Origin of the sequence: Rheinheimera sp. (assembly GCF_020217005.1) — a bacterium.
Taxonomy (GTDB): Bacteria; Pseudomonadota; Gammaproteobacteria; order Enterobacterales; family Alteromonadaceae; genus Pararheinheimera.
This window is the reverse complement of sequence record NZ_JAIWOI010000218.1, coordinates 1-10,000: the sequence shown is the minus strand read 5'-3', so window position 1 is coordinate 10,000 and position 10,000 is coordinate 1. Positions and strand designations below refer to the sequence as shown.

At 48.7% G+C, this 10,000-nt stretch carries 11 protein-coding genes; 7 read left to right on the top strand and 4 right to left on the bottom strand.

Annotated features, from left to right (window positions below):
* Positions 1 to 113 precede the first annotated feature (113 nt).
* Together LDL40_RS10750 and LDL40_RS10745 are read left to right on the top strand one after the other, a co-directional pair.
* Complete coding sequence (locus tag LDL40_RS10750) at positions 114 to 2,489, top strand: NdvB protein (protein ID WP_300995347.1); 2,376 nt, start codon at positions 114 to 116, stop codon at positions 2,487 to 2,489.
* Positions 2,490 to 2,538: 49 nt separating this feature from the next.
* Complete coding sequence (locus LDL40_RS10745) at positions 2,539 to 3,531, top strand: Gfo/Idh/MocA family protein (RefSeq protein WP_300995346.1); 993 nt, start codon at positions 2,539 to 2,541, stop codon at positions 3,529 to 3,531.
* 67 nt (positions 3,532 to 3,598) lie between these two features.
* On the opposite strand, the gene LDL40_RS10740 is transcribed toward LDL40_RS10745, so the two are convergent.
* On the bottom strand, positions 3,599 to 4,459 hold the full coding sequence (locus tag LDL40_RS10740) for a YicC/YloC family endoribonuclease (protein ID WP_300995345.1): 861 nt from the start codon (positions 4,457 to 4,459) through the stop codon (positions 3,599 to 3,601).
* Positions 4,460 to 4,703: 244 nt separating this feature from the next.
* On the opposite strand from LDL40_RS10740, the gene rph reads away from it, so the two are divergent.
* From rph to LDL40_RS10725, 3 genes are all read left to right on the top strand, one after another.
* Positions 4,704 to 5,417, top strand: a complete 714-nt coding sequence (rph, locus tag LDL40_RS10735; RefSeq protein WP_300995344.1) for a ribonuclease PH — start codon at positions 4,704 to 4,706, stop codon at positions 5,415 to 5,417.
* Positions 5,418 to 5,450: 33 nt separating this feature from the next.
* Positions 5,451 to 6,095 carry an orotate phosphoribosyltransferase gene (gene pyrE, locus LDL40_RS10730; protein WP_300995343.1) on the top strand — a complete coding sequence of 215 codons (645 nt, stop codon included), beginning with the start codon at positions 5,451 to 5,453 and terminating at the stop codon, positions 6,093 to 6,095.
* A 156-nt stretch (positions 6,096 to 6,251) separates the two neighbouring features.
* Complete coding sequence (locus tag LDL40_RS10725; RefSeq protein ID WP_300995342.1) at positions 6,252 to 6,623, top strand: diacylglycerol kinase; 372 nt, start codon at positions 6,252 to 6,254, stop codon at positions 6,621 to 6,623.
* Positions 6,624 to 6,677: 54 nt separating this feature from the next.
* Here the strand turns inward: LDL40_RS10725 and slmA are convergent, their stop codons facing one another.
* From slmA to coaBC, 3 genes are read right to left on the bottom strand one after another with little or no spacing between them, the layout of a single operon-like run.
* Entirely contained in the window at positions 6,678 to 7,271 is a 594-nt protein-coding gene (gene slmA, locus LDL40_RS10720) for a nucleoid occlusion factor SlmA (protein WP_127684944.1), read from the bottom strand.
* 18 nt (positions 7,272 to 7,289) lie between these two features.
* Positions 7,290 to 7,748 (bottom strand): dUTP diphosphatase, encoded by a 459-nt coding sequence (gene dut / locus LDL40_RS10715; protein WP_300995341.1) that lies wholly within the window; start codon positions 7,746 to 7,748, stop codon positions 7,290 to 7,292.
* A complete protein-coding gene (gene coaBC / locus LDL40_RS10710; protein WP_300995340.1) occupies positions 7,732 to 8,955 on the bottom strand; it encodes a bifunctional phosphopantothenoylcysteine decarboxylase/phosphopantothenate--cysteine ligase CoaBC in 1,224 nt (407 codons plus the stop codon). The genes dut and coaBC overlap by 17 nt, the downstream gene beginning before the upstream one ends.
* An 82-nt stretch (positions 8,956 to 9,037) precedes the next feature.
* Here coaBC and radC point away from each other — a divergent pair, with 82 nt between their 5' ends.
* Together radC and rpmB are read left to right on the top strand one after the other, a co-directional pair.
* A complete protein-coding gene (gene radC / locus LDL40_RS10705; RefSeq protein ID WP_300995337.1) occupies positions 9,038 to 9,712 on the top strand; it encodes a DNA repair protein RadC in 675 nt (224 codons plus the stop codon).
* A gap of 166 nt (positions 9,713 to 9,878) precedes the next feature.
* On the top strand, positions 9,879 to 10,000 hold a 122-nt coding region (gene rpmB / locus LDL40_RS10700), incomplete at its 3' end, for a 50S ribosomal protein L28 (protein WP_300995348.1).

The window sequence follows — 10,000 nt, the reverse complement described above, 5'->3', positions numbered from 1 at the left end:
CATTTAGATGAAAAACAATTGCTGACCATTCAACAGGAACTGGATCAGCGCAAAACAGCACCTTCGCAGCCTTTAAACCAAGGGGCAGCAGTAGTCGGAGTGTCGGAGTAATGATGAAGAAGTTGATGCAAGCCACAGAAAACGGCCAGCGTTATGAATTGTACAGCGCCACTGCGATGCCGCAGGCTGCGGGCTTTTTATGGAATAAGGTGATGATGATCCAGCAAAACTGCCGTGGTTATGCCACAGCGCAGTTTATGCAGCCAGAACCTGCCAAATACGCTCATGCACCTAACTTAGAAGCCAAGACGTTTATGCAGCCGGAGCAGCCGTATTACGCGCATCATCCGGGCCGATTTGTGTATATCAAAGATGAAAACAGCGGTGAAATCTGGTCTGTGCCTTACGAGCCGGTACGCAAAGAAGCAAAGAACTTTGTGTTTTCCGCAGGCCAGTCGGATATCCGCTGGCAGTTAACGCTGGACTGTGGTTTAACAGTGGAATGGCTGTTAACCCTAACGCCAGAGCAACCGCTGGAGTTATGGCAACTGACGGTTCGCAACGATTCAAATCAGAACCGGGCTTTAAGTTTATATCCGTATTTCCCGGTTGGTTATATGTCCTGGATGAACCAGTCTGGCCGTTATGATGCAGCTTTAAAAGCTATTATCTGCTCGTCAGTGACGCCTTATCAAAAGTACCCTGATTACTTTAAAAACAAATTCTTAAAAGACAAAACCTTCTTATTGGCCGAGCGTGAGCCGGATTTCTGGGAAGTAAACCAGCAAGCATTTGAAGGCCAGGGCGGTTTGCATGCACCTTCAGCTATACAACAGCCGTTTTTAGCCTGTGGTGATTCAGACTACGAAACCCCGGCTTGTGTGATGCAATACAGACTGTCTTTAGCTTCAGGTCAGGCAGAGCAGTACCGTTTTGTGTTTGGTCCGGCTTATGACAAAGCCGAAGTTGCGCAAATTCGTCAGCAAGTGTTTGGTACGCCAGAAAGTTTTGCTCAAATTCAGCAAGACTATGCCGCTTATGTTGCGCAAGCTGTGCCTTGCTTAGAAATCGACACGCCGGATCAGGAGCTGAATAACTATGTGAACCACTGGCTGGCGCGTCAGGTGTATTACCACGGCGACGTCAACCGCTTAACCACAGATCCACAAACCCGTAATTATTTGCAGGATAATATGGGCATGAGCTATCTGGCCCCTGCAATAGCCCGCAAAGCCTTTTTAACAGCGCTGTCGCAGCAACATCTGTCGGGCGAAATGCCGGATGGTATTTTGCTGCACAAAGACGCCGAACTGAAATACATCAACCAGGTGCCTCATACCGATCAATGCGTCTGGTTACCTGTGTGTATCAGCGCTTATCTGGCAGAAACCAACGACTATGCGCTGTTAAACGAAAAAGTCGCCTTCAAAGATTCTACCGAACAGCATACTGTGGCTGAGCATATTCATCGCGCTATGGGCTGGTTATGGCTGAAAAAAGACGAACGTTGCTTAAGTTACATTGAGCAGGGCGACTGGTGTGACCCAATGAATATGGTGGGTTACAAAGGCAAAGGCGTGTCGGGTTGGTTGAGCTTAGCTGCAGCTTATGCGCTGAAAGTGTGGGCGCAAATTTGCCGTGATGCAGGCCGTACTGAGCATGTGGCTTTATACGAAGAACAAGCCGCCGCTTTTAACGCCGCAGTGAATCAGTATTTATGGGATGGCAACTGGTATGGCCGTGGTATCACAGACGATAACCTGGTGTTTGGTATCAGCAAAGACATCGAAGGCCGCATTTACCTGAACCCACAAAGCTGGGCTTTATTAAGTGGTGCCGCCAATAGCGAACAACAGCAGCAGCTGTTAAAAGCTGTAGAGCAGCAATTGCATACGCCTTATGGTCCGCAAATGCTGGCGCCTGCGTATACAGCTATGCGTGAAGACGTGGGCCGTGTGACCCAGAAATATCCGGGTTCGGCAGAAAACGGCTCTGTCTATAACCACGCTGCGGCTTTTTATCTGTTCGCTTTGTATCAGGTGAACGAAGCCGACAAAGCCTATCAGGTATTAAAACAAATGCTACCGTCGGACGATCCACAGGATCAGCTGCAACGGGGTCAGTTGCCGGTATTTATTCCAAATTATTACCGTGGTGCTTACCAGACTTTACCGCGCACTGCAGGCCGCTCCAGCCAGTTATTTAATACAGGCACTGTGCATTGGGTGTATCGTTGTTTAGTCGAAGGTTTGTTTGGTGTGAAGGGCGACCAACAAGGTTTAACCATAGCGCCGCAACTGCCGGCCAGCTGGAACAAAGCCTCTGTGTTACGCCGTTTCCGTGGTGCTGACTTCCATATCCGTTTTGAGCGGGTTGCAGCTGTTAAAGCGCCAACACTCTGGCTGGATGGTGTTGAGCAGAAAGAGTTAGCGGTACGCACTATTAAAGCAGGCCAAAGCTACAAGTTGCTGGTGCAATTACCACTTTAAGCTAGTGGGCCAAGAGCATAAGGCAAAGGGCTAAATAAAAGGAATAGCTATGATCCGTATAGGTTTATTAGGTGCAGCACGCATTGCCGACAAGGCTATTATTCAGCCCGCTGCCAAGCGCTCAGATGCAGTGATAGCTGCGGTGGCTGCATCCACTTTGGAAAAAGCTCAGGTTTTTGCTAAGCAGTTTGATATAGAACTGGCATTAGGCAGTTATGAAGCGCTAGTCACTCGTGATGATATCGACCTGATTTACAACGCTTTACCGCCTTCTATGCATGCAGAGTGGTCCATTAAAGCTTTGCAACAAGGCAAGCATGTGTTGTGCGAAAAGCCTTTTGCCATGGACGCTGCAGAAGCCAAAGCTATGGTGGCGGCTGCAGATGCCAGTGGCCGTTTACTGATTGAAGGGTATCACTACCGCTTTCATCCGGTGTTTGCCGAAGTAGAGCGGCTATTAAAGAGCGGTGAGCTTGGCACTATCCACACAGTGCGCAGCAATTTTTCAGTACGTATTGCCGAAACACCGGGTTCGTTGCGCCACAACGTGCCTTTAGGGGGCGGCGCTTTAATGGATCTAGGCTGTTATCCACTGCACTGGTTACGCACTTTATTTGGCAGCACTTCAGAGATTTTATGGGCCGAGGCCATTTGCCCTAAACCTCAGCTCGATAGCAGCTTCGAGCTTCGCCTGCAGTTCCCGAACGGCCCTTTGTGTTATGTTGGCTGTGCCATGAGCGAACATTTAAGCCGTCATCACGATGCATCTTTGTATCTCGAGGGCGACAAAGCTCAACTGGAAGTCTTGAACCTGGTCGCGCCGCATCAGGGCCATAAATTGTGCCTCACCAAAGACGGCGAAACCCATGAGTATCAAATCAAAGGCGATACCACCTACGACCACCAGCTTGAACACACTCTGAGCTGCATCAAAGGCGAAACCAAACCGCTGACAGGTGGCCGCGACGCCATAGATCAGATGCAACTGATTGATGATGCTTATATAGCGGCGGGGTTGTTGCCTAGGGGGCTTTGTAAGTAGCTTTGGGTGTTAATTCTGAATTGGGAAGCCGCTTTTTATAGCGGCTTTTTGTTGGTTGCATGTTGCATTATTCAATATTCTGAATTTGCTCTCTCATTTGCTCAATCAAAACCTTCAGCTCCACCGCTGTATTAGTGATCTCGGTTGAGATGGCTTTCGAGGATAAGGTGTTCGCTTCGCGGTTGAATTCCTGCATCATAAAATCGAGGCGGCGGCCTATGGCTCCGCCTTGTTTCAGGCTGTGGCGGGTTTCTTTGATATGAGCGTCTAAACGGTCCAGCTCTTCTGCCACGTCAGATTTCTGGGCTAAAAAGGCCATTTCCTGCTCGAGGCGGTTTTGGTCCAGTTCGGCTTTTACTTCCTGCAGGCGATTCAACATTTTGTCGCGTTGCCATTGCAGGGCTTGTGGTAAATGCGTGCGTAAGGTGCTGACATGAGTAGAGATTTGATCCAGACGGTCGCGGATCATTTGCTCTATGGCGACACCTTCACGGCCACGGCCTGCAACGAAGTCGACTAAGGCGGCGTCAAAGGCTGCCATCAGTTCGGCTTGTAAGCTGTCGATGTCTTCTTCCTGAGTTTCCATCACACCAGGCCAGCGCAGAATATCGACCACGTTTAACTGGGCCTTGCCGCTTTGCTCGGCCAGAGCACTTGCGCTTTGCATCAATTGTTTGGCCAAAGCTTCGTTAATTTTTAACTCGCCAGCAGTGTTTGAAGCGCTGTATTTCAGGTTGATTTCCAGTTTGCCGCGGTGCAGTTTCTGCCGCAGTTTGTCGCGTAATAAACCTTCTAAGCAACGAAACTGTTCTGGCAGGCGGAAATAGCTTTCCAGATAACGTTGGTTAACGGAGCGGATTTCCCAAACGGCATTGCCCCAGCTGGCACGAATTTCGTGGCGGGCATAAGCGGTCATACTGTGGATCATAACTGTGTCCTGAAAAAACTTAATTTTAGCGAGTATACCCAGTTCAGGCATGATTCGTCTAATCTGCCCGTCGCACTTGTAGCCACAGCTGCGTTACCTGCGCTCTGCGATGAAATGTGCGATCAGATCCTGTCACAGCTTTGATGCAAAAAACGCCTTGCCGCATTTACTTAGCGTATAGATGGCACTGCAAGGGTGAAATCCCTATAATGAAGCACTTTTAATATCAGGTTGAGGCTTCACCATGCGTCCTAGCGGCAGAACAGCGAGTCAAATTCGTCCTATTACTTTCACCCGTCAATTTACGGCTCATGCTGAAGGTTCAGTATTGGTTGAGTTTGGTAACACCAAAGTTATTTGTACTGCCAGCGTGATTGAAGGTGTGCCACGTTTTATGAAAGGCCAGGGCAAAGGCTGGATCACAGCTGAATATGGCATGTTGCCACGCGCCACTCATACCCGTAACGAGCGTGAAGCTGCCAAAGGCAAGCAAGGCGGCCGTACTATGGAGATTCAGCGCCTGATTGGCCGCGCTTTGCGTACTGCTGTAGATTTAAAGCTGTTGGGTGAAAACACTATTACGATCGACTGTGACGTGATCCAGGCCGATGGTGGCACCCGCACTGCCTCTATTACCGGTGCTTGTGTGGCTTTAGTGGATGCGCTGAATTTTATGCGCGCTAAAGGCATGATTAAAACCAACCCATTGAATTTTATGGTGGCTGCAGTTTCTGTGGGTGTTTATAAAGGCACTGCTGTGGCCGATTTAGACTACGCCGAAGATTCAAACGCTGAAACCGATATGAACATCGTCATGACTGAAACAGGCAAAATCATTGAAATTCAGGGCACGGCTGAAGAAGCGCCATTTAGCTTTGAAGAAATGCAGCAGATGATGGAATTAGGCAAACACGCCATCCGTGAAATTATCGACGAACAAAAACGCGTTTTAGCTTAAGTTTTACTTAAGGTTTTGAGGTCACACTAAGTTATGAAACAGTTTCAAATAGACTTTATTGAATTTGCCTTGTCGCGTCAGGTCCTGAAGTTTGGCAGTTTTACACTGAAATCCGGCCGTACCAGCCCGTATTTTTTTAACGCAGGTTTATTTAATACAGGCGGCGATTTAGCCCGTTTAGGCCGGTTTTATGCCGCTGCTTTAGAAGATGCTGGTGTTGAGTTTGACCTGTTGTTTGGCCCTGCCTACAAAGGCATTCCTATAGCAACGACGACAGCTGTGGCTTTGTTTGATCAGTATGGTAAAGATGTGCCTTATTGCTTTAACCGCAAAGAAGCCAAAACCCATGGCGAAGGTGGCAACTTAGTAGGGTCGCCTTTACAGGGCAAAGTGATGCTGGTGGATGATGTGATCACGGCCGGTACTGCAATTCGTGAATCGATGCAGCTGATCCAGGCACAAGGTGCCAGTTTAAGTGGCGTACTGATTGCACTGGACCGTCAGGAAAAAGGCCAGGGCGAACTTTCAGCTATTCAGGAAGTTGAACGCGACTTTGGCACTCAAGTGGTGTCTATCATTTGTTTAAACGACTTAATCCACTACCTGCAAGGCAAACCAGAGCTGGCCCAGTATTTAGAAGCTGTGTCTGCTTACCGTGCCCAATATGGTGTGAGCTAAGGTTTTAACCATGTTTTAGACCCAAGTAATTGGAGTTGCAGGGAGGCGACAAGTCAGCGAGACCCCAGGAGCATAGTTAACCTATGTGACTGGGGCGAGAGGGCGTAGTCAACAAAGCTGCAGCTTCAAGTACGACGGGTATAATAAGGACAAGCTATGAGCAAGCCAAACGGCACAGGTTTTGGGCGTATTATTAAAGCTGCGGATTGTAGCCGTAAAGGTTTTACTGCAGCCTGGGTGAACGAAGCCGCTTTTCGTCAGGAAGCTGGCCTTACTTTAGCTGCTATTCCTTTTGCCTGGTATTTAGCTGCTGATTTTGGTCACTTTGCTATTTTGATGGGGGTTTGGTTACTGGTGATTATTGTTGAGTTATTAAACTCAGCCATTGAAGCCTTAACCGACCGTGTCAGTTTAGAGCGACATGAATTATCAGGCCGGGCTAAAGATATGGGCTCAGCTGCGGTAACTTCGGCACTTGTCTTTGTCGCCTTAGTTTGGGTTGCTGCCATATGGCAGAAGTTTAACTAAGCGAATTTACACAATAAAAAAAACGGTCAGCTGACCGGTTTTTTTATCTCTGGCTTAAACCGCAAACAAAGTTTTCTGCAGCAAAGCCCATTGGTTAGGCCACTGAGCTGTTGGCAAGCGGGCAAAACCTGAACGGACAAACTGTTGCATTTTGCCTTCACAAATGCCCAGCAACAGGTTGGCTAAATCACCTTCATCCACGCTAAAACTTTTGCCTTCACGTAATTTACGTTCGCGTAGGCATTGTTTTAACTGAGTCTCCAGCTTTTCATACAAGGCGCTGATGCGTTCCTGCAAACGTTCCTGTTCGCCCTGTAAGGCATCACCAGTCAGAATGCGGCAGATGCCGGGGTTACGTTCGGCGAAAATCAGCAACAGCTGCATAATGAGTTCTATGCGCTGTTCGGTTTGTTTGTGCTCCTGCACTATCGCATTAATGCGCGACAACAAGGTGTCTTCAATAAAGTCGATCAAGCCCTCAAACATCCGGGCTTTGCTAGGGAAGTGCCGGTACAAAGCCGCTTCGGATACACCCACCTGAGCTGCCAAAGCGGCCGTGGTAATGCGCTGGCCCGCATGGCTTTGCAGCATAGCGGCCAGCGCCTGCAAAATATCTTCTTTGCGGTTGGGACGTTTTGTCGTTGCCATGGATATCCTTGTCACTAATTACTGACGGCCAGAGTGACCAAATCCACCTTCGCCTCGGTCTGAAGCGTCAAAATCTGAAACTATGTTAAATTCTGCCTGTACCACAGGCATAAACACCAGCTGAGCGATACGGTCGCCTGGCTGGATAGTGAAGTGTTCCTGCGAACGGTTCCACATAGACACCATTAACTGGCCCTGATAATCCGAGTCGATTAAACCTACCAAGTTACCCAATACTATGCCGTTTTTATGACCTAAACCAGAGCGTGGCAATATAGTGGCGCACAAATTAGCGTCACCAATATGAATAGCCAAACCTGTTGGGATCAGCGTGGTTTGGCCCGGTGCCAGTTGTAGTTCTGCATCCAGACAAGCCCTTAAGTCTAAACCTGCGCTGCCTGGTGTGGCATAAGCAGGTAATGGAAATTCAGTGCCGATACGTGGGTCGAGAATTTTTAAATCAATGGCTTTTTTCATGCAGATAACGCTCGTTAATCAATAAAAGAAGTTGCTGCGCCAGCTCTGATTTGGTTTGTAAGCCAAACTGCTGTTCGCCTTCGGCCCAAAACACGCTGAGGGCATTTTGGTCGCTATTAAAGCCCTGGCCAGAAACAGATACGTCGTTAGCGCAAATCAGATCCAGTTTTTTCTTTGCCAGTTTCTGCCGGGCATAATTGGCCACATCCTGAGTTTCAGCGGCAAAGCCTACGGTAAAAGGTCTCTGTGACGTTAATGCAGCTACAGCAGCAATAATGTCGGGGTTTTTCACTAAGGTCAGGCTGGTGCTGTCATCGTTGGTCTTTTTCAGCTTCTGAGTCGCTACCTGAGCCACTTTATAATCTGCTACAGCGGCGCAGCCGATAAAGATGCTTGCGTTGACTGCCTGCTCTAATGCGACTTGATACATCTCTGCGGCTGTGACCACATCAATACGTTTTACGCCTGCTGGTGTTGCCAGCTGCACAGGTCCGGCAATTAAAGTCACGTCCGCCCCTAAGCGCACAGCGGCTTCAGCTAGGGCAAAGCCCATTTTTCCAGAGCTGTGATTGGAGATATAACGCACAGGATCAATAGGCTCGCGGGTCGGGCCAGCGGTAATCACCAGCGATACGCCAGCTAAAGGCTGAACTCGCGGCGCAAAGTGCTCAAGGACTAAATCTACCAGCTGCAAAGGCTCTAACATCCGGCCCATCCCAACATCACCACAGGCTTGTTCGCCTGCTGCAGGACCCCAAATGTAAAAATTACGTGTCTTTAATGTATCTATATTGTTTTTGGTGGCTATATTTTTATACATCTGCTGATTCATTGCAGGTGCCACGGCCACAGGTGCATCGGTCGCCAGCACACAAGTGCTTAATAAATCGTTGGCCATGCCATGAGCTAAGCGGGCAATTAAATCAGCCGAAGCTGGGGCTATCAGCAGTAAATCGGCCCATTTAGCGAGCTCTATATGGCCCATAGCCGCTTCAGCAGCGGGGTCGAGCAGGCTGTTGGCGACAGGATGGCCAGATAAAGCCTGCAACGTTAAAGGCGTAATAAATTCACGTGCGGCGTCGGTTTGAACGACCCGCACTTCAGCGCCACGTTCTTTTAAACGGCGGATTAAGTCGGCACTTTTGTAAGCGGCAATACCGCCGCTAATGCCTAATAAAATGCGTTTTCCTGCCAGTAATAGTGCCATGTCTGTCGCAGCAAAAAGGGGTTAAGTTGGCGTTAAGATAACACGGAAAGATGAAGGAAAACAAAAACTCAAGGAGGCGAAGATGAGTATCAAAAGCTGGCCTGAAGGTGAAAGGCCCAGAGAAAAACTGCTGGCTTACGGTGCTGAGCATTTATCGGACGGCGAATTATTGGCTATTTTTTTACGCACTGGTGTGGCTGGTATGGATGCGGTGGAATTATCCCGTACTTTATTGCATCAGTTTGGTGGGCTAAGGCCTTTATTGGCGGCCAGTCAGGCTGACTTTTGCAAAGGCCATGGTTTGGGACCGGCAAAATATGTGCAATTACAAGCGGTTATGGAGCTAAGCAGGCGCTACCTGGTGCAAAGTATGCAACGCGACACTGTCTTTACCGAACCTGCTTTGGTGAAGCGGTATCTGCAACAAAGTTTGGCGGCGCAAAAACGAGAAGTTTTTATGTTGTTGTATTTAGACAGTCAACACCGGCTAATTTGCGCTGAACCGTTATTTTTCGGCACTATTGATGCCTCTCCTGTGTATCCGCGTATTGTAGTTCAGAGTGCTTTAGCGCATAATGCCGCCGCCGTTATTTTGGCTCACAATCATCCATCCGGAGTTGCAGAGCCGAGCCGTGCCGATCGGGTTATAACGGAACGCCTGACTCAAGCCATGTCTCTTGTCGACATTAAGTTGCTGGATCATTTTGTGGTAGGTGATGCAGAGGTTATTTCCTTTGCCGAACGCGGCTGGCTATAAAGGTCTGAAGTTTGGATGTGCAAACGATCGCCTGAACCGTACAGATTTGCTTGAATTTGATCAGGCTTTCGTGTATAAATTGCGCCCTTTCAGAAATCCGGGGCATTCTTCTTGGCCAGAAGGATGAACGAAGCTCGAGCTGAAGTAATTTTGGAGAAACATTGACATGTCTAGAGTGTGCCAAATCACTGGTAAGGGTCCGATGGTAGGTAACCGTCGTTCACACGCCAACAACGCAACTAAGCGCCGTTTCCTGCCTAACCTGCAAACTCACCGTTTCTGGGTTGA